Source organism: Cryobacterium tepidiphilum, assembly GCF_003716325.1.
Taxonomy (GTDB): Bacteria; Actinomycetota; Actinomycetes; order Actinomycetales; family Microbacteriaceae; genus Cryobacterium; species Cryobacterium tepidiphilum.
In genome coordinates this window covers 26687-44740 of the sequence record NZ_RDSR01000007.1, presented here as the reverse complement: position 1 = coordinate 44740, position 18054 = coordinate 26687, and the positions used below count along the sequence as shown (strand labels likewise).

Genomic DNA, 18054 nt, shown 5'->3' with positions numbered 1-18054 from the left:
ATCCCGCTGTCCCCATCCGACCCGGCACCGGGGGCCGGGTCAGGCGGGGGCGTGGAACTTCTGCTGGGCGGCGGTGAGGCCGGCGGATGCGACGAGCTCGACCGCGTCGGCGGCGTCGGCCAGCAGAGTGGGCAGCACAGCCCGTTCGGTACTCCCGAAGTCCCGCAGCACGTAGTCCGCGGGGTCCTGCCGGCCCGGCGGGCGGCCGATCCCCACCCGCACGCGCACGAAGTCGTTCGACCCGGTTGCGGCGATGATGTCCCGGAGACCGTTGTGGCCGCCGTGCCCGCCGGTCGCCTTCAACCGCAGGGTGTCGAAGGGGAGGTCGAGTTCGTCGTGCACGACGATGAGCCGGGAGGGCTCCAGGGAGTAGAACCGCAGCAGGTTCGCCACGGGGCCGCCCGACACGTTCATGAACGTGTTCGGGGCGGCGAGGATCAGTTTCGGTCGGCCGGGTGCCAGCCGGCCTTCGGCGACACGCGCGTTGGCCTTGTGCGATGTGAACGAAGCGGACATGCGGCGGGCGAGTTCGGCCAGCACCATCTGGCCCACGTTGTGGCGGTTGCCGGCGTAGCCGGGCCCGGGATTCCCGAGCCCGACCACGAGCCAGCTGTCGTCGCCCATTGCGCGCGCGTTCGACCGCTATTCGGCGGCGGGAGCCTCGGTCGCGCTCTCCTCGTCGGTGCCACGGCCGGCGGCCGGCACCACGATGTTGACGACGAGCAGGTCGGCGTCGTCGGCGAGGACCGAGCCGCGCGGCAGGACGACGTCCTTGGCGTGGATCTGGGTGCCCTCGACGGCGCCCTCGATGTCGATGACGACGAACTCGGGGATGTGAGTGGCCTCGGCCTCGAGCTTCAGCGTGTTGAGCTCGACGAGGGCGACGGTGCCGGAGAAGGGCTCACCGGAGAGGTGCACGGGGATCTCGACCTCGACCTTTTCGCCCTGGCGCACGGCCAGCAGGTCGAGGTGCTCGATGATCTGGCGCACGGGGTCCTTCTGCACGTCCTTCACCAGGGTGAGGTGGCTGCCCCCGTCGACCTCGATCTCGAGGATGGCGTTCGCCTTGCGCAGCAGCAGGGCGACGTGGTGGGCCGGCACGGCCACGTGCAGCGGGTCGCCGCCGTGCCCGTAGATGACGGCCGGGATCTTCCCGGCGGCGCGCAGGCGGCGGGCGTAGCCCTTGCCGAAGTTCTCGCGACGTTCGGCGACAACCTTGTTGGATTCTTCAGCCATGATGTTTCTCCTTGCCGGGCCCATCGCCCAGATAAATGTCTCGCGGGCGGGGCCCACGACTGGTTCAACTCGAACGCATGTCAGCGTGAGGAAAAGCCGCAGGGCCTTTTCGCCGCGTCGATAACGGATGGCGCCAGAGCGCGAATCCCTCGCCGAAGTTCAGTCAGCCAGTTTAGCAGGCGCGCGTCAGTGCCGCGGACCGCTCACCATTCTGCGAGGGAACCATCAGGATGACGCCAGACCGGTGTGCGCCAGCTGTGCCCGCGGGCATCCGCTGCGCGCACGGCCGCCTCGTCGACTTCGATGCCGAGCCCCGGGCCGGTGAGGCGTTCGATGCTGCCGGAGGCGAAGTTCAACGGGGTCTTGTCGACCACGTAGTCCAGCACCTCCGCGCCCTGGTTGTAGTGGATGCCGATGCTCTGTTCCTGGATCAGGTAGTTCGGCGTCGCGAAGCCCACCTGCAGGCACGACGCAAGCGCGATCGGGCCGAGCGGGCAGTGCGGCGCCAGCTGCACGTCGTACGCCTCGGCGAGGGCGGCGATGCGGCGCACCTCGGAGATGCCGCCGGCGTGCGACAGGTCGGGCTGCGCGACCGAGATGCCCGCCTGCAGCACCGGGAGGAACTCCTGCCGGTTGTACAGCCGCTCCCCCGTCGCGATGGGCACCGACGTGCCCTGCACGAGCTGGCCGATGAGGTGGGAGTTCTCGGGCACGACGGGTTCCTCGATGAAGAACGGCCGGAGCGGTTCGAGCATCGGGGCGATGCGCCGTGCGTTCGCGAGCGTGAAGCGCCCGTGGAAGTCGACGGCGACGTCGCGGTGGGGCCCGAGCACCTCGCGGGCGACGGCGACCCGCTCGAGCACGCCGTCGATCTCGGCGACAGAGCCGATGCGCCCCATGACGCCGGAGGCGTTCATCTTCACGGCGGTGAGGCCGGCCTTCAGTTGGGCCTCGATCGCGTCCGCGACACCGCTGGGGTCGTCACCGCCGACCCAGCCGTAGACGCGGATGCGGTCGCGCACGGCGCCGCCGAGCAGCTCGTGCACGGGCACCCCGAGGTGCTTGCCCTTGATGTCCCACAGCGCCTGGTCGATGCCGGAGATGGCGCTGCCGAAGACGGCCCCGCCGCGGTAGAAGCCGCTCTTGGTGAGCACCTGCCAGTGGTCCTCGATGCGCGAGGCGTCGCTGCCGACGAGGTGTTCCGCGAACTGCTCGACCACGGTGCGCACGCCCTCGGAGTGCCCCTCGAGGCTCGCTTCACCCCAGCCGACGACACCCGACTCGGTCTCGATGCGCACGAACAGCCAGCGCGGCGGCACGAGGAACGTCTCGACGCGGGTGATGCGCATTCCGGGGTCGCCGGCGACGGTGGACAGTGCTGATTCTGCCAAGAGGCGATTATCCCTTCGTCGCGCCGGCGGTGAGACCCGACACGATGTACTTCTGGGTGAACAGGGCGATGATCATGATCGGCACGGTGACCACGACGGATGCCGCCATCAGGCTGCCCCAGTCGATGCTGGCGTACGACACGAAGTTGAAGATCGCCACCGGGAGGGTCTTCGTGTGGGCGCCGGAGAGCACGAGCGCGAACATGAAGTTGTTCCACGAGAAGATGAACGACAGGATGCTGGCCGTCGCGATGCCGGGGACCGACAGCGGCAGCGTGGTGCGCAGGAATGCGCCGATCGGGGTCAGCCCGTCGACCTGGGCCTGCTCCTCGAGTTCCAGGGGCAGCGAGTCGAAGAAGCTGATCATGATGTAGACGATCAGCGGCAGCGCCACGAACATGTGCGACAGGATCAGCACGCCGAAGCCGCCGACGAGGCGCAGATTGGCGAAGATGAAGTACCACGGCACCAGCAGGCTCACGCCCGGGATGATGCGTGCGAGCAGCACCACGAGCGCGGACTTGTGCATGGTGAACCGGCTCATCGCGTACGCCGCGGGCACGCCCAGGATCAGCGACAGCACCGTGGAGGCGAACGCCACCCAGAAGCTGTTGAAGATGAAGACGAAGTAGTTGTTGCGGCTGAGCACGTTCGCGTAGTTCTCGAGCGTCGGCGTGAAGATGATCGTCTTGCTCGCGTCGTAGATGTCGACGTTGTTCTTGAGCGAGGCGATGACCATCCACACCAGCGGCAGGATGAACAGCAGCACGATCAGGATCAGCGCGATCACGCGCACGATCGGATACACGCCGCGGCGGCGGCGGCGTTTGGCCGGCAGTCCCTTCCGCTCGGAGAGCGGCGGGTTCGTCACGATGGCAGTCATCAGCGGTTGGCCTTTCTGCGGTAGGTGACCGCCCACATCAGCACGATGATGAGCAGGAAGAACAGGATGAGCACCGTGGAGGCGATGCCGTAGTCGTTGTAGTCGAAGCTGAGGCCGTATGCGTACACGTTCAGGGTCTCGACCTCGTGGAACGAGCCGCCGCCCTTGCCCTTGGTGGCGTAGAGGATGTCGAAGGTCTTCAGGGCGTCGATGCCGCGGAGCACGATCGCGACGACCACGGTGGAGCGCAGCAGCGGGAGGGTGACGTACCAGAACCGCTGCCAGGAGTTCGCGCCGTCGATGCGGGCGGCCTCGTCGGGCTCGTCGGAGAGCGAGGTCAGGCCGGCGAGCAGGATCAGCACGACCATCGGCGTCCACTGCCAGATGTCGACGAAGATCAGCGTGGGCAGCGCGGTGTCCGTACCGGAGAGCCACGGCTGGTCGGGGATGCCGAACCAGCCCAGGAGCTGGTTGGCGAAGCCGATGTTCGGGTCGAAGATGAGGCGCCACATCATGCCGACGGCGACGGGCGTGGCCACGAGCGGCAACAGGATCGCGACGCGCACCCAGCGCTCACCGCGGAACGGGCGCCACAACAGCAGTGCGATGACCATGCCCAGCACGAGCTCCACGGCGAGGGCGCCGCCGGTGAAGATGAAGGTGCGTCCGACAGCCGGCCAGAACCGGTTGAAGTCGCTGAAGACCTCGAGGTAGTTGGACAGCCCGACGAAGTCGGACGGGGCCCGCACGGACCCCTCCGCGTCGGTGAGGCTCAGGTAGATCGTCCACACCAGCGGCACGGCGATCAGCAGGCCGGTGAAGATCATGGCCGGTGCGGCGAACAGCCACTTCCGGTGACGGTTGGCCCAGTTGGAATACGATCTCCAGGCTGTGGGCCGGGCGGTGACCGGAGCGGTCATGGGGCACCTCGCTTAAGCAGGTCGGGGGTTATGCGTGTCGGGGGCGAGCGGATGGCCATCGGCGGCGTGACGCCGTCGATGGCCATCCATCCGTTGTACAGGATTGCTGTACGAAGGGGTGTTACTTCTCGTCGTCGAGCAGCTGCTGGAAGGCCTTGTCAGCCTTGGCAGCGGCAGCGTCGGTGTCGCCACCGGTGATCGCGGTCACGATCGGGGTGCCGACGATCTCGCGGGCCTCGGGGACCTTGATGACGAGCGGGCGGTCGTGACCGACACCGTTCTTGGTGCTGACGGCGATCGCCTTGGCGAGGTCCTCGGGGTACGTCGCCGTGCCCTCGGGGTTCTCCCACACCGACTGGCGTGCGCCGGGAACGCCGGCCTTCTGGATCTCGAGCGTCATGTCGGGGCTCGTCGCCCACTCGATGAACTTCCACGCCGCGTCCTTGTTGTTCGACGCGTCGTTGACGCCCAGGGCCCACGACGGCACGTTGTAGGCCTTCGAGCCGGCGGGGCCGGCGGGGATCGGCGCGAAGCCGACGGTGTCGGAGACCTTCGACTTCGCGGGGTCGGTCGCGTTCGCGTAGAGGCTGTCGGCCTCGGTGTAGAACGCGGACTTGCCCTGCGTGAAGATGGCCATCGCCTCGGGCCAGCTCATGTCGGTGCTGACGTTGGCGGGGCCGTAGTCGTGGATCAGCTTGCCGTAGAAGGCGTAGGCCTTCTTGGCCTCGGGGGTGTTGATGGTGGACTTGCCGTCCTCGCCGATGAAGTCACCGCCGAAGCTGTACAGGAAGCTCGAGAACTGCGTGACCGCAGCGGACTTCTCGGTGCGGGCGACGAATCCGGCGATCCCGGGGTTCGTCTCCTTGATCTTCTTGGCGGCCGCCTCAAGCTCGTCCATGGTCTTCGGAACCTCAAGGCCCGCCTTCTCCAGCAGGTCCTTGCGGTAGTAGAGCACTTCCTGCTCGGTGATGATCGGCACGCCGACCACCTTGTCCTCGAAGGTCGTGGCGCCGACGGGGCCGTCCTGGAAGTCGTCCCAGTTCCAGTCGGAGTTCGACGTGACGCGGTCGGTCAGGTCGGTGAGGTACCCGTTCTTCGCGAACAGCTTGCCCTCCTGGAGGGGGCGGTACATCATGACGTCGATCTCGTCGGTGCCGGCGTTGAGCTTGACGTTGTACTGGTCGGAGAGCTGGTCCTCGCCGTACTGGCTGACGTCGACCTTGATGCCGGTTTCCTTCTCGAACTCCGGCAGCTTGCTCTTGATGGTGTCGGTCCAGACGTGGTTGGCAAGGGTGACGCGAAGGGTCTTCGAGCCGCCGTCCCCACCATTGTCTCCGCCGCCGCCTGCACTGCAGGAAGTCAGGGCTCCCGCGGCGAGGAAAGTGGCTGCCGCTACAGCGGCTACTTTCACAACTGAATGACGCTTCACTGTGTCTCCAATCTTCGGGACCGGCGCTGTGATAACGCAGGACCTGACAGACGCATCCTTACATCTGTTCCAAGCAGAAAGACTACGCATAAAAACATATGTATTCAACCTCGTGATGAAACCGATATGCTTTGTGCCATGCCGGACACGATGGGGACCGCACTGAAGGGCGAGGACACACTCGCTCCGGCGGAGCTGCGTGCCCACGGCGTTCCCCTGCCCCTGCAGGGACTGCACGCACAGGTTCTGGACCTCATCGGCCTCGCGATCTGCTCGGGCACGCTCGCTGCCGGTTCGGTCGTGCGCACCGACGAGCTCGAGGTGCGTTACGGCGTCTCGCGGTCAGTCATCCGCGAAGCGATCCGCGTGCTCGCGTCGATGGGAATGGTCGCCTCGCGCCGTCGCGTGGGCGTGCTCGTGCTCCCCCCGACCGAGTGGAACCTCTACGACCCCCAGGTGATCCGCTGGCGACTCGCCTCGGAGAGCCGCACCGCCCAGCTGCGCTCCCTCACCGAACTGCGCACGGCCGTCGAGCCCGAAGCGGCGAGACTGGCGGCGCTGCGTGCGCCTCTCGACAGCGCCAGCGAGCTGATGGGCATGGCCGGCAAGCTGTGGGCGGCCGGCCGTTCGGGCGACCTCCAGGCCTTCCTCGACGTGGACATCGAATTCCACCGGCTGGTGTTGTCGAGTTCGGGCAATGAGATGTTCAGCCAGCTCAACACCCTTGTCGCCGAGGTGCTCATCGGCCGAACCCATTACGGGCTCATGCCGGAGAACCCCGCGGATGAGGCCCTGCAGTTGCACGTGGACGTCGCCAGCGCCGTGCAGCGCGGCGACGGCGACGCCGCGCACGCGGCCATGCTGCGCATCATGAAGCGCGCCTTCAGCGAGATGAGCTCGATCTGGGTTCAGGCGCCGGACCCGCACGCCTGAACGCTCTCGCTCCGCCCGTGACCACGTTTCGGCGGGCCGCCCCCGCTGGAGCGACAGCGCACCGCCGAAACGTGGTCAGGGTGCGTCAGTAGAACTCGACGGTGTCGACGCGGTTGATCAGCGGTTCGCCGTCCAGCAGCCGGGTCGCGTTCTTCGCGAACAGCTCGGCGATCAGCCGGTCCTCCGCCGCGTTCAGCGCGGCGGTGTGCGGCGAGACGAGCACACGCGGATGCTGCCAGAGCGGGCTCGACGGCGCGAGCGGCTCAGTGGCGAAGACGTCGAGCACGGCAAGGCCGATCCGCTCGTCATCGAGTGCCGCCAGGAGCGCGTCCTCGTCGATGACCGTGCCGCGGCCCACGCTCACCAGGGTGGTGCCCGGCCGCACCGCGGCGAAGAACGACTCGTCAAGCAGGCGCTCGGTGGCGGCCGTTCCCGGCAGGGTCACGACGATGCCGTCGACCCGGGGCAGCACCTCGGCCATGCGGTCGGGGTGGATCACCTCGTCGACCCCGTCCGCCCGGACGTCGTGGCGGCTGGTGCCGATCACCCGGGCGCCGAGGGCCTTCAGCTTGGGTGCGGTGGCGCGGCCGATGCCGCCCAGGCCGATGACGAGGATGGTCTGCTCGGAGATCAGCCCCATGGCCCAGCGGCCCGACCAGTGCGCGCGCGCCTGCTGGTCGAGCAGCCGCGGGAGGCACTTGGCGCCGGCGAGGAGGCCGAAGACGGCGTATTCGGCGAGCGGCTGCCCGTGCACGCCGGCGGATGTCGTGAAGGCGATTCGCTGCAGCTGGTCGTCGCTGAGGGCCGCGGCCTTCACCTGGCCGCCGCCGCCGGCGGGCATCGTCTGCACCCAGCGGAGCCGCGGATTGGCTGCAGCCGTGCGGGCCAGGCCGGCGGGCTTCTCGTCGGGCACGCCGTAGAGCGCCTCGGCCGAGTCGACGAGCTCCTCGAACCGGGCCTGCTGCGCCGCGGTGCGGCGGAAGTCCGGGTCGCCGGCGTGGTCGCCGGGGAACCGTGACGGGGCGAGCAGCTCCTGCTCCCGGATGAAGTCGATCCGGGGCTCCGCGGCGACGATGAGCTCGATGAGGTCTTCGCTGATCGGGGTGGACGCCACGACGCGGAGGCGGGTGGTGGACGATGTCACGGGTGTTCCTTCGGTTGTGTCACGGGGTGGGCAGCGGCGCGCGCGCCGGCCCGGTCCGTACGGGGTTGCGGAGCGCGGCGATGCCGTCGATGCGGATCTCGACGCTGTCGCCGGGATCGACGGGGGCAGCGGTCCCCGGCGCACCGGTCAGGACCACGTCGCCGGGGCCGAGTTCGAGGTGCGAGGTGAGGTACACGAGCTGCTCGTCGACGTTCCAGGCCAGCGCCTCGGATGACGACCGGGCAACCACCACGTCGTTGACGAGAACGGTGATGCCGAGGCTCGCCGGGTCGACGTCGGTCTCGATCCACGGGCCGAGCGGGGTGAAACCCTCGCCGCTCTTGGCCTGCACCAGCCGGTCGTCGAGGGGGATCTGGCCGACGGCCGTCACATCGTTCCCAACGGTGTAGCCGAGCACGAAGGCGGAGGTCTCCCCCGGCGCCAGGTGCCGGGAGCGCCGGCCGATGACGAGCGCGAGCTCGCCCTCGATGCTCACCGGGCCGACACCGTCATCGAGGATGACCGCATCGCCGTCGCCGACGACGGTGTGGGGCGACTTGAAGAACGCCTGCGGCGGCAACGCGCGGTCGGCCCGCCCGCTGTTGTGCGCCATGCCGAGGACCACCCGCGGCTCCACCGGCGGCAGGAACGTGACCTGGCCAACGGGGAAGCTCTCGCCGGTGAACTCCAGTTCGGCGGCGAAGAGGTCGCGCACGACCTCCCACCGATCATCGCGCTGTGCTACCGGCACCGGGCCGGCGTCACTCTGGATCCGAGCCAGCCGCATCCGCTCAGGACACCCGGCTGAGGAACGCCTGCGTGCGGGCTTCCTTCGGGTTGTCGAAGATCTCGGCGGGGTTGCCGTCCTCGACGATGACGCCACCGTCCATGAAGATGACCCGGTCGGCCACCTCGCGGGCGAAGCCCATCTCGTGCGAGACCACGACCATGGTCATGCCCTCCTCGGCGAGGCGCTTCATGACCTGCAGCACGTCACCGACCGTCTCGGGGTCGAGCGCCGAGGTGGGCTCGTCGAACAGCATGACGGTGGGGTCCATCGCGAGGGCGCGGGCGATGGCGACGCGCTGCTGCTGGCCGCCGGAGAGGGCGCTCGGGTAGACATCCGCTTTGCTGGCTAGCCCGACCTTGTCGAGCAGTTCGAGTGCCTTCTCGCGCGTGACGGCCTTCGGCTTCTTGGCGACCTTGACCGGGGCGATCATGATGTTCTCCAGCACCTTCATGTGCGGGAACAGGTTGAACTGCTGGAACACCATGCCGACGTCCTGGCGGACGGCGCTCGTGTTGAGCTTGCGGTCGCCCAGGTCGTGCCCGTTGATGACGACCGTGCCGGAGGTGATCGACTCGAGCAGGTTGAGGCAGCGCAGGAAGGTGCTCTTGCCCGAGCCCGACGGGCCGATCACGCAGACCACCTGGCTGGCGTCGATCTCGCAGCTGATGCCCTTCAGCACCTCGAGCTTTCCGTAGCTCTTGTGCAGGTCCTTGACTGTAATCATTGGTTTCCTCCGACCCGGGGGCCCGGTTCTTCATCGAGTATGTCTGTGGCGGTGGCCTGGTGCGGGACATTGAACCCGGAGGCCTTGAGCCGCTTCTCGTACCAGCGGCCGAAGTGGCCGAGGGGATAGCAGATCACGAAGTAGACGGCGCCGACGAGCACGAACGCGACCAGGGGCTCCATGGTGCTGGTGCCCACGATCTTCCCGGCCTGGGTCAGCTCGACGAGGCCGATCACGGACACGAGCGACGAGTCCTTGATCATGGCGAGGATGATGCCGACCCACGGCGGAACGATCACCCGCATCGCCTGCGGCATGATGACGTACCGGAACTTCTGGGCGAAGTTCATGCCCAGCGCCTCGGCCGCCTCGAATTGCCCCTTGGGCACGGACTCGATGCTGCCGCGCACCACCTCGCCGATGTACGCGCTCACGAACAGGGTGAGGCCGATCGCGCCGCTGACCATCTGCGAGAAGATCGCGCCGGGGATCAGCAGCGGCAGGGCGAAGTAGGTGAACAGGAGGATGATCAGCAGCGGGATGCCGCGGAGGAAGTTGGTGAAGATGGCGCTGATCCAGCGCACCACCGCCCAGCTCGACGAGCGCATCAGGCCGATCACGAGCCCCAGAAGGCTTCCGGCCACGGCCGCGATGATGCACAGGATCGCTGTGGTCCCTGCACCCTTGGCAAGCGCGGGCAGGAATTGAACGAAGTCGCCTACCATCTGAACAACCTCTTCTCCCCCAGCCGGGAACCGATGGCGAGGACGGATGACACCACGTAATAAAGGAGTGCACCGACCGTGAACACCTCGAAGGTGCGGAGAGTCTCGGAATTCACCCTCAGCAGCTGGTTGGTGAGCTCAGGCAGCGCGATCACCGACGCCACCGACGAGAACAGGAACAGCAGGATGAACTGGTTCGTCATCGCCGGGAAGACGTTCCGGATGCCCGGGACGAGGATGGCGTAACGGAAGGTCTGCGCGCTGTTCATCCCGAGCGCGTGGGCGGCCTCGCGGAGACCCTTCGGGACGGCTTCGAAACCGGCCCGGAGGATCTCCGCGACATAGGCACCATTGTTGATCGTCAGCGCGATGAGTGTCGACCACAGCGGGTCGAGGTTGACGCCGAACTGAGTGAGCCCGAAGTAGATCAGGTAGAGAACGACCAGAAGAGGAACGTTCCTGACCACCTCGATATACGCGCCGCTGATGCCGCGGAGCACTCGCCAGCGGCTCGCCTTCGCCAGGTAGGCGAACAGGCCGAGCACGCTGCCGAACACGAAGCTCAACACGCTGATGTAGATACTGATCCACAGACCCTGCAACAACAGGGGCATGTACGGGATCAGGTCTCCCAGGTACCAGGTCATTGCTGACTAGCCCTGGTAGGCGATCACTGCAGGCAGCTCAGCGTCGAACCACTTCTTGTACAGCGCAGCGTTGTCGCCGGAGCTGTTCAGGTTGCGGATGAAGTTGTTGAGGTAGTTGAGCCACACCTGGTCGCCCGTCTTGATGCCCATGGAGATGAGCGCCGGGTTGATCGGCTCGACGTCGAGGACGGCGAGGGACGGGTCCTTCTCCGCTTCGGCGCGAACGGTGGCGAAGCCCTCCATGACGGCGTCGACCTTGCCGGACTTCACGGCCTGGACGGCGTCGGCGATGGTGTCGAAGCGCACGACGGTGGTGTCGGGGAAGCGCTTGGTCATCAGGGTGTCGTTGGTGCTGCCGCGGGCGACGGACACCTTCTTGCCCTTGAGGTCCTCGATGCTCTTGATCGGGTTGTCCTTGCGGAACAGGGGCAGGGCGCCGGAGGCGACGTAGGGGATGCTGAAGTCGACGGCCTTGGCGCGTTCGTTGGTCGCGGTGAAGGCGTCGATGTCGACGTCGACCCGGTTGGAGTCGAGGACCGGCTTGCGGCTGGTTCCATCGGTGTTGACCATCTCGAGCTTGACGCCGAGGGAGTCGGCGAGAGCCTTGGCGATGTCGGGCTCGTAGCCCACGATCTTGCCGCTGGCGTCCTGCGAGCTGTACGGCGGGTAGTCGGGGAGGACGCCGACCTTGAGCGTGCCGCGCTTGACGACTTCCTGCAGCTTGCTGGCAGTGGCGGGGTTGGCGCCGGCGGCACCGGAGTCGCCTCCCGAGGTGCAACCGGTGAGCGCGAGCATCGATGCGAGCGCCACGATCACCACCGAAGACTTGATGTGCGAGCGGATCATTGTGATTTCCAATCTTGGCCTGCGCGGCGATGCACAAACTTCGCACGACGCGTCTTTACATCTGGTTTGAAAGGGAGGAGCGAAAGGAACTTCCGCCGGGTTCGATGCCGGAACATCGCCCCGGCCGTTCGGCGCTGCTGCACCGGCTATGGTTAATGTAACCGGTTTCATTCGTGAAACGCAATCTGGTCCACCTGGGCTCGGCCAACGGTTACCGAACGGTTATCCGCGTCGGCGTGGGCTGTGGTTTCATGATCCCGGTCTTGTTCAACTTCAAAGTCTGGCGGCATAGGTGGCGACGACGATTCGTAGTGTGGCGGCGGCGGCAGGCGTGTCCGTGGCGACGGCGTCCCGTGCGCTCAGCGGCTCCCCCGCGGTCGTCGATTCGACCAGGCGCCGCGTCATCCAGGCCGCGATCGCCCTTGACTACACTCCGAGCCGGCTCGCGCGCAGCCTCGTCACCGGGTCGACCGGCAACGTGGGCGTGATCCTCCCCGACATCACGAACCCGTTCTACACCTCGTTCCTCGCCGGCCTCGAGGCCGCGCTCGGGGCACAGGACATCGGCGTGCTGATCGGCGACTCCGGAGAGAACCCCGACCGCGAGAACCGGCTGGTTCGCCGGATGTCGACGCAGGTGGACGGGCTGGTGCTCGCCTCGAGCCGTTTGAGCGACGAGCAGATCGTCGCCGCGACCAGCCGGCGGCCCGTCGTGCTGGCGAACCGCATGCTGGAGACCTCCGAGGAGCTCCCCAAGCGTCTCGGGCAGGTCGTCATCGACGTGCATCCCGGCTTCACCGCGGCCGTGAACCATCTGAGCAGCCTCGGCCACCGCCAGCTGACCTACGTGGATGGACCGGCGCAGTCCTGGTCGGGGCGGCAGAAACGCATCGCGCTGACCCTCGCCTGCTCCGCGCTCGGGCTGCCCCTTCGCATCCGGAGCACGACGCGCGCCGACTTCGGTGCCGGGCGCACGGCCGGCCGCCAGGTTGCCGCCGAGGCGGCGCAGGACGGCACCACCGCGGTCATCGCATTCAACGACCAGATGGCGCTCGGCGTCCTGGCCGGCCTCCGCGAGGCGGGCAAGGACGTGCCGGGCGACCTCAGCCTCGTCGGCTGCGACGACTCCCTGGAGGACGGCCTGGCCTGGCCGGCCCTGACCACGGTGGGAAGCTCAGCGCGTGCGCTCGGTGAGCTTGCCGCTCACAAGATCCTGAATCCGATGGGCCAGGAGGCCGGGCTGATCCCCACCGCCCTCATCGTGCGGGACTCGACCGAGCGTGCCCGGTCAGACCGAGGCGCGCCCGTCGCCTGACGCGAGGTGCGCGCGCCCGCCCCGAGACATCGTCCCGCTCCCGAATGCGCCCCAACTGTCGCCTCCGCTCGCGTCGGGCGGCAGAAACGCCGCACTCGCAGGAGAGCTACCCCATGACCCGCTCGCGAGTGCGGGCTAACGGCCGCCTCAGACGCCGCCGGGCGGCAGAAAGGCCGCACTCGCGGGCGGTGATGGGGAGAAGAGGGGTGCGGCCGCCAGCCGTCAGACCGAGGCGCGCCCGTCGCCTGACGCGAGGTGCGCGCGCACCCGGCTCACGGCATCCGTCAGGATCTCGGTTACGCCGGGGCTGATGTCGACGATCACGCCCGGCTCGTCGGCGTCGAGCGGCTCGAGGGTCGCGAACTGGGAGTCGAGAAGAGCGGCAGGCATGAAGTGCCCGCTCCGGCCCTCGACACGTGATGAGAGGACCTCCCTGCTGCCGCTCAGGTGCACGAACAGTGCGGCGGGAGCCTCGGCGAGGATCGCGTCGCGGTAACGGCGCCGGAGGGCGGAGCAGGCCACGACAAGGCCGCCGTCGGCGGCGGCGAGCACCTGGCCCACCTTCGCGAGCCACGGCCACCGATCCGTGTCCGTCAGTGGCGTACCGGAGGCCATCTTCTCGACGTTGGCGGTGGGATGCAGCGAGTCGGCGTCGACGAACGGGACGCCGAGTCGGTCGGCGATGAGCTCCCCGATCGTGGACTTGCCGCTACCGGAGACTCCCATGACCACAATCAGGGGGGCGGCGGCCTGCGTGGAGCGTTCTTCGGTCGGCTGGGTCATGGCGCTCACCAGTCGTGCACCGTTCCGTCGGCGAGCCGGTTGTAGGGCAGGTACGCGGTCTCGTACGGGTACTTCCCGGCTTCGTCCGTGTCGAGCTCGACACCGAGGCCGGGCTTGTTGCCGGGGTGGAGGTAGCCGTCGGCGAACGTCATCGCCTGCTCGAAGACGGCGTTGGTCTTGTCGCCGTGCTGCATGTACTCCTGGATGCCGTAGTTGTGGATCGCGAGGCCGACGTGCAGCTGCGCGGCGAAGCCGACCGGCGAGATGTCGGTGGGGCCGTGGAAGCCGGAGCGGATCTGGTACATCGCCGCGTAGTCCATGACCTTCTTGAGCGGGCTGATGCCGCCGAAGTGGGTGGACGCCGCGCGCACGTAGTCGATGAGCTGTTCCTTGATGAGCGACTGGAAGTCCCAGACGGTGTTGAAGATCTCGCCGATGGCGAGGGGCGTCGTGGTGTGCTGGCGCACGAGGCGCAGGCCCTCCTGGTTCTCGGCCGGCGTGCAGTCCTCCAGCCAGAACAGGTCGTACGGCTCCAGCGACTTGCCGAGCTTGGCCGCCTGCAGGGGCGTCATCCGGTGATGGCCGTCATGCAGCAGTGGCATTTCGGGGCCGAACTCGTTGCGGACCGCCTCGAAGACGGTGGGCACGTGACGCAGGTACGAGCGCGTGTCCCAGTCCTCCTGGGCCGGGAGCGCGCCGCGCTGGGCGGGCTCATGGTCGTAGCGCACGCCCTCGTTGCCGGGGAGGCCCTTGTTGGAGGCGATGCCGTAGATCGATTCCAGCCCCGGCACGCCGGTCTGCACGCGGATCGACCGGTAACCCAGCTCCTGGTGGTGACGGATGCTGTCGAACAGTTCCGGGAGCTCCTTTCCGGAGGCGTGCCCGTATGCCATCATCCGGTCGCGGCTGGCGCCGCCCAGCAGCTGGTACACCGGCATGCCGGCCGCCTTGCCCTTGATGTCCCAGAGGGCCATGTCGACCGCGGCGATCGAGGCCATGGTCACGGGGCCGCGGCGCCAGTAGGCGCTGCGGTACAGGAACTGCCAGGTGTCCTCGATCTGTGCGGCGTCCCGGCCGATGAGGAGGGGCACGACATGCTCGCTGAGGTAGGAGGCCACCGCCAGTTCCCGGCCGTTGAGGGTGGCGTCGCCGAGGCCGGTCAGGCCGTCATCCGTTGTCAGCTTCAGCGTGACGAAGTTGCGGTCCGGGCTGGTGACGATGACCTCAGCCTTTTCGATTCTCATTGCGTTCCCTCTTGTGTTGGAGTCTGGATTCACGTTACCCGGTGGGCAGAGCTGTCCCGCCATGCCGGCACGGTGGACCCAGCATCAAGTGAAACACGGAGGAGCCAGAATTGGCAAACGGTTGCCACCATCACCCGTCGACGGATCCGGTGGACCCGCGCACGATGAGTTCGGTCAGCAGCGGTTCCTCCGTGGCGGCCGGCGCGGTCGGGGTGTCGTCGATCAGGTCCAGCGCCCGCCGCACGGCGTCCTCCCCGATCCGTCCGAGCGGCGTGCGAACCGTTGTCAGTTGCGGAGACGTGAAGTCGGAGCCGAAGATGTCGTCGAAGCCGATAATGCTGAGCTGGCCCGGAACGGTGAGGCCACGCTCCTGGGCCGCCCGCATCAGCCCGATCGCCATGAGGTCGTTGTATGCCAGCACCGCCGTCACGCCGGAGGCGACAACGGCATCGATTGCCGCTCGCCCGCCATCGAGCGTCGGCGCCGCAGGGCCGATTTCGGCGACCGCCATCCCACACGAGGGAGCGTTCGCAAGCACGCTCTCCCGGCGGGCACGGTTCATCCACGAATTCGCGGGCCCGGACAGGAACGCGATCGCGGTGTGCCCGAGTTCGGCAAGGTGCGCCAGGGCCTGCTCGATTCCCGGGTCCAATTCCGGGACGACGCTGTTCACGCCCTCGACTTCGCGGTTGATAACGACGAGCGGTCCCCGCTCGGCAAGATCCTGGATCTGGTCGTCAGCGAGTCGGCTGGTCACGAGCACCAGCCCGTCCACCGACGGCAGCACCCGCTCGGCGGCTTCCGCCTCCCGTTCTCCCGACTCCTGCGATTCGGCGAGCACCAGTGTGTAGCCGCGCCGTGTCGCTTCGCGCTCGGCACCACGCACGACGTTGAAGAACATCGGGTTTGTGATGTCGGCGATGAGGAGGCCGAGGGTACGCGTGCGGCCCGTTGGCAGGGCGCGGGCCATCGGATTCAGCCGGTAGTTGAGGTCCCTCGCCGCCGCCTGGATCCGCTCCTCGGTCTTCACATTGATGCGTCCGGGCTTGCTCAGCGCCCGCGAGACGGTGGAGGGATTCACGCCGGCCGCACGAGCGACGTCGTAGATCGTCGCCGCTTTCGCCCGGCGACCCGCCGGGACGGCGGACGGCGGGGCTGCTTCATCGGTCACGGTTCAACTCATCCCTGGCAAGACGGTGGGACACCGACCCACCTGCATCCGAATGTATCGTGCGCGTGCCCGCGACTCTCACGCGACATCCGTGGCCGCTAGCCTAAGAGGGCAAACGGTTGAACGACGAGGGAGTGGCAATGACATCAGAGGCGACAGCAAACATCGGCGTGGTCGGACTGGCGGTGATGGGCTCCAACCTCGCCCGCAACCTCGCCAGCCGCGAGGGGAACACTGTCGCCGTCTACAACCGCTCCCCCGAGCGCACCCGCCTGCTTCTCGAGGAGCACCCCGAAGCCGGGTTCGTCGCGTCGGAGACCATCGAGGACTTCGTGGCGTCGCTGTCGAAGCCGCGCACCGCGATCATCATGGTGCAGGCCGGCAAGGGCACGGACGCCGTGATCAGCCAGCTGACCGAATTGTTCGAGCCCGGCGACATCATCGTCGACGGCGGCAACGCCGACTTCCACGACACCATCCGACGCGAGAAGGCCGTGAGCGAGACGGGCATCAACTTCGTCGGCGCCGGCATCTCCGGCGGCGAAGAGGGGGCGCTCAAGGGCCCGTCGATCATGCCCGGCGGATCGGTCGAGGCCTACAAGACGCTGGGGCCGATCCTCGAGTCGATCGCCGCGGTCGTCGACGGCGTGCCGTGCGTGACGCACGTGGGCACCGACGGCGCCGGGCACTTCGTGAAGATGATCCACAACGGCATCGAGTACGCCGACATGCAGCTCATCGCAGAAGGCTACGACCTGCTCCGCTACGTCGGCGGCCACTCCCCCGCCGAGATCGCCGACATCTTCGTCAAGTGGAACGAGGGCGACCTCGAGAGCTACCTCATCGAGATCACGGCCGAGGTGCTCCGCCAGGTGGACGCCAAGACCGGCAAGCCGTTCGTCGACATCGTGCTCGACGAGGCGGGTTCCAAGGGCACCGGTGTCTGGACCGTGCAGAACGCACTGGACCTCGGCGTTCCCGTCGGCGGCATCGCGGAGGCCGTGTTCGCGCGGGCCGTGTCGAGCCACCCGGAGCAGCGCGAAGCGGTGCAGGAGAGCGTCACCGAGCGCCCCGAGCCGGTGGACGTGGGCGAGGGCTTCCAGGACGACGTGCGCAAAGCGCTGTACGCCTCCAAGGTCGTCGCCTACGCGCAGGGCTTCGACGCCATCATCGCCGGGGCCAAGAAGTACGGCTGGGACATCGACAAGGGCGCCATCGCCACGATCTGGCGCGGCGGCTGCATCATCCGTGCCCAGTTCCTGAACCGCATCGTCGAGGCGTACGAGAACGACCCGTCGATCCCGACCCTGCTCGTCGACCCTTACTTCGCCAAGGCCGTGGCCGACGGTGAGGCGGCCTGGCGCCGCATCGTGTCGACGGCCGCGCTCTCCGGCATCCCGGCGCCCGGTTTCTCGGCGGCCCTCAGCTACTACGACTCGCTCGCGGCGAAGCGCCTGCCGGCCGCCCTTGTGCAGGGGCAGCGCGACTTCTTCGGCGCCCACACCTACAAGCGCGTCGACATGCCGGGCGTCTTCCACACCCTGTGGTCGGGCGACCGCACCGAGGTCGAGACCGAGGGCTCCTCGCACTAGCCCGCTCCCCCGGCGCCCCGAGATCGACAGTTCCGGACGAGACAGACAGGCCCACCTGTCCATCTCGTCCGGAACTGTCCGTTTCGCCCACCCCGCGTGCCTGCAGACCTCGCACGACAACTTCGTCGCGCTGAGATTGCCGGTTCCGGACGCGGCTGAACGGCGCCGCTCCAGCTCGTCCGGAGCACTCACCCTGGCGCACAGGCGACTGGTGCCCGGAAGGCGGGCGGCAGCATCCGTTGTCGACGTCGCCCGCGCGCCGAGACGGCCAGTTTCGGTCG

The 18054-nt window shown here is 67.7% G+C and carries 18 protein-coding genes; 3 read left to right on the top strand and 15 right to left on the bottom strand.

What is annotated here, in order from left to right; translation table 11 throughout:
- Positions 1–39: 39 nt before the first annotated feature.
- The 6 genes from pth to EEJ31_RS05905 form a co-directional block, all read right to left on the bottom strand.
- A complete protein-coding gene (gene pth / locus EEJ31_RS05930; RefSeq protein ID WP_123045379.1) occupies positions 40–624 on the bottom strand; it encodes an aminoacyl-tRNA hydrolase in 585 nt (194 codons plus the stop codon).
- Between the two features lie 18 nt (positions 625–642).
- A complete protein-coding gene (locus EEJ31_RS05925; protein WP_123045378.1) occupies positions 643–1236 on the bottom strand; it encodes a 50S ribosomal protein L25/general stress protein Ctc in 594 nt (197 codons plus the stop codon).
- 203 nt (positions 1237–1439) lie between these two features.
- Positions 1440–2585, bottom strand: a complete 1146-nt coding sequence (gene dgoD, locus EEJ31_RS05920) for a galactonate dehydratase (protein WP_123045377.1) — start codon at positions 2583–2585, stop codon at positions 1440–1442.
- Positions 2586–2634: 49 nt separating this feature from the next.
- Complete coding sequence (locus tag EEJ31_RS05915; RefSeq protein WP_123045376.1) at positions 2635–3510, bottom strand: carbohydrate ABC transporter permease; 876 nt, start codon at positions 3508–3510, stop codon at positions 2635–2637.
- Positions 3510–4430, bottom strand: a complete 921-nt coding sequence (locus tag EEJ31_RS05910) for a carbohydrate ABC transporter permease (RefSeq protein ID WP_233563756.1) — start codon at positions 4428–4430, stop codon at positions 3510–3512. Before EEJ31_RS05910 ends, EEJ31_RS05915 begins: the two co-directional genes overlap by 1 nt.
- A 121-nt stretch (positions 4431–4551) precedes the next feature.
- Positions 4552–5841: an ABC transporter substrate-binding protein gene (locus EEJ31_RS05905; RefSeq protein WP_233563755.1), complete on the bottom strand. Its 1290-nt coding sequence runs from the start codon at positions 5839–5841 to the stop codon at positions 4552–4554.
- A gap of 156 nt (positions 5842–5997) precedes the next feature.
- On the opposite strand from EEJ31_RS05905, the gene EEJ31_RS05900 reads away from it, so the two are divergent.
- Positions 5998–6792: a FadR/GntR family transcriptional regulator gene (locus tag EEJ31_RS05900; RefSeq protein ID WP_233563754.1), complete on the top strand. Its 795-nt coding sequence runs from the start codon at positions 5998–6000 to the stop codon at positions 6790–6792.
- 85 nt (positions 6793–6877) lie between these two features.
- Here EEJ31_RS05900 and EEJ31_RS05895 read toward each other — a convergent pair whose 3' ends face one another.
- From EEJ31_RS05895 to EEJ31_RS05870, 6 genes are read right to left on the bottom strand one after another with little or no spacing between them, the layout of a single operon-like run.
- The gene (locus EEJ31_RS05895; RefSeq protein WP_199727284.1) at positions 6878–7936 is read right to left on the bottom strand and encodes a D-2-hydroxyacid dehydrogenase; all 1059 of its coding nucleotides are present in this window, start codon (positions 7934–7936) and stop codon (positions 6878–6880) included.
- Positions 7937–7955: 19 nt separating this feature from the next.
- Positions 7956–8723 carry a fumarylacetoacetate hydrolase family protein gene (locus tag EEJ31_RS05890; RefSeq protein ID WP_123045373.1) on the bottom strand — a complete coding sequence of 256 codons (768 nt, stop codon included), beginning with the start codon at positions 8721–8723 and terminating at the stop codon, positions 7956–7958.
- Positions 8724–8727: 4 nt separating this feature from the next.
- Positions 8728–9450 carry an amino acid ABC transporter ATP-binding protein gene (locus EEJ31_RS05885; protein WP_123045372.1) on the bottom strand — a complete coding sequence of 241 codons (723 nt, stop codon included), beginning with the start codon at positions 9448–9450 and terminating at the stop codon, positions 8728–8730.
- Positions 9447–10175 carry an amino acid ABC transporter permease gene (locus tag EEJ31_RS05880; RefSeq protein ID WP_123045371.1) on the bottom strand — a complete coding sequence of 243 codons (729 nt, stop codon included), beginning with the start codon at positions 10173–10175 and terminating at the stop codon, positions 9447–9449. Before EEJ31_RS05880 ends, EEJ31_RS05885 begins: the two co-directional genes overlap by 4 nt.
- A complete protein-coding gene (locus EEJ31_RS05875; protein ID WP_123045370.1) occupies positions 10169–10822 on the bottom strand; it encodes an amino acid ABC transporter permease in 654 nt (217 codons plus the stop codon). The genes EEJ31_RS05880 and EEJ31_RS05875 overlap by 7 nt, the downstream gene beginning before the upstream one ends.
- 6 nt (positions 10823–10828) lie before the next feature.
- The gene (locus EEJ31_RS05870) at positions 10829–11668 is read right to left on the bottom strand and encodes a transporter substrate-binding domain-containing protein (RefSeq protein WP_158603912.1); all 840 of its coding nucleotides are present in this window, start codon (positions 11666–11668) and stop codon (positions 10829–10831) included.
- Between the two features lie 292 nt (positions 11669–11960).
- Between EEJ31_RS05870 and EEJ31_RS05865 the strand changes: the two genes are divergently transcribed.
- Complete coding sequence (locus EEJ31_RS05865; RefSeq protein ID WP_123045368.1) at positions 11961–12983, top strand: LacI family DNA-binding transcriptional regulator; 1023 nt, start codon at positions 11961–11963, stop codon at positions 12981–12983.
- A 222-nt stretch (positions 12984–13205) separates the two neighbouring features.
- Here EEJ31_RS05865 and EEJ31_RS05860 read toward each other — a convergent pair whose 3' ends face one another.
- The 3 genes from EEJ31_RS05860 to EEJ31_RS05850 form a co-directional block, all read right to left on the bottom strand.
- The gene (locus EEJ31_RS05860; RefSeq protein WP_123045367.1) at positions 13206–13766 is read right to left on the bottom strand and encodes a gluconokinase; all 561 of its coding nucleotides are present in this window, start codon (positions 13764–13766) and stop codon (positions 13206–13208) included.
- Between the two features lie 5 nt (positions 13767–13771).
- A complete protein-coding gene (manD, locus tag EEJ31_RS05855) occupies positions 13772–15010 on the bottom strand; it encodes a D-mannonate dehydratase ManD (RefSeq protein WP_123045366.1) in 1239 nt (412 codons plus the stop codon).
- Between the two features lie 130 nt (positions 15011–15140).
- Positions 15141–16181 (bottom strand): LacI family DNA-binding transcriptional regulator, encoded by a 1041-nt coding sequence (locus tag EEJ31_RS05850; RefSeq protein ID WP_123045365.1) that lies wholly within the window; start codon positions 16179–16181, stop codon positions 15141–15143.
- Between the two features lie 140 nt (positions 16182–16321).
- Here EEJ31_RS05850 and gndA point away from each other — a divergent pair, with 140 nt between their 5' ends.
- On the top strand, positions 16322–17773 hold the full coding sequence (gndA, locus tag EEJ31_RS05845) for an NADP-dependent phosphogluconate dehydrogenase (protein WP_123045364.1): 1452 nt from the start codon (positions 16322–16324) through the stop codon (positions 17771–17773).
- The last annotated feature ends 281 nt before the right edge of the window (positions 17774–18054 follow it).

What these genes read in the sequence shown, in the direction of transcription:
- EEJ31_RS05910 (WP_233563756.1), bottom strand. Translation starts at nt 4,430, where the DNA reads ATGACCGCTCCGGTCACCGCCCGGCCCACAGCCTGGAGATCGTATTCC.
- EEJ31_RS05890 (WP_123045373.1), bottom strand. Translation starts at nt 8,723, where the DNA reads ATGCGGCTGGCTCGGATCCAGAGTGACGCCGGCCCGGTGCCGGTAGCA.
- gndA (WP_123045364.1), top strand. Translation starts at nt 16,322, where the DNA reads ATGACATCAGAGGCGACAGCAAACATCGGCGTGGTCGGACTGGCGGTG.
- EEJ31_RS05885 (WP_123045372.1), bottom strand. Translation starts at nt 9,450, where the DNA reads ATGATTACAGTCAAGGACCTGCACAAGAGCTACGGAAAGCTCGAGGTG.
- EEJ31_RS05870 (WP_158603912.1), bottom strand. Translation starts at nt 11,668, where the DNA reads ATGATCCGCTCGCACATCAAGTCTTCGGTGGTGATCGTGGCGCTCGCA.
- EEJ31_RS05915 (WP_123045376.1), bottom strand. Translation starts at nt 3,510, where the DNA reads ATGACTGCCATCGTGACGAACCCGCCGCTCTCCGAGCGGAAGGGACTG.
- manD (WP_123045366.1), bottom strand. Translation starts at nt 15,010, where the DNA reads ATGAGAATCGAAAAGGCTGAGGTCATCGTCACCAGCCCGGACCGCAAC.
- dgoD (WP_123045377.1), bottom strand. Translation starts at nt 2,585, where the DNA reads ATGCGCATCACCCGCGTCGAGACGTTCCTCGTGCCGCCGCGCTGGCTG.
- pth (WP_123045379.1), bottom strand. Translation starts at nt 624, where the DNA reads ATGGGCGACGACAGCTGGCTCGTGGTCGGGCTCGGGAATCCCGGGCCC.
- EEJ31_RS05925 (WP_123045378.1), bottom strand. Translation starts at nt 1,236, where the DNA reads ATGGCTGAAGAATCCAACAAGGTTGTCGCCGAACGTCGCGAGAACTTC.
- EEJ31_RS05860 (WP_123045367.1), bottom strand. Translation starts at nt 13,766, where the DNA reads ATGACCCAGCCGACCGAAGAACGCTCCACGCAGGCCGCCGCCCCCCTG.
- EEJ31_RS05900 (WP_233563754.1), top strand. Translation starts at nt 5,998, where the DNA reads ATGCCGGACACGATGGGGACCGCACTGAAGGGCGAGGACACACTCGCT.
- EEJ31_RS05875 (WP_123045370.1), bottom strand. Translation starts at nt 10,822, where the DNA reads ATGACCTGGTACCTGGGAGACCTGATCCCGTACATGCCCCTGTTGTTG.
- EEJ31_RS05880 (WP_123045371.1), bottom strand. Translation starts at nt 10,175, where the DNA reads ATGGTAGGCGACTTCGTTCAATTCCTGCCCGCGCTTGCCAAGGGTGCA.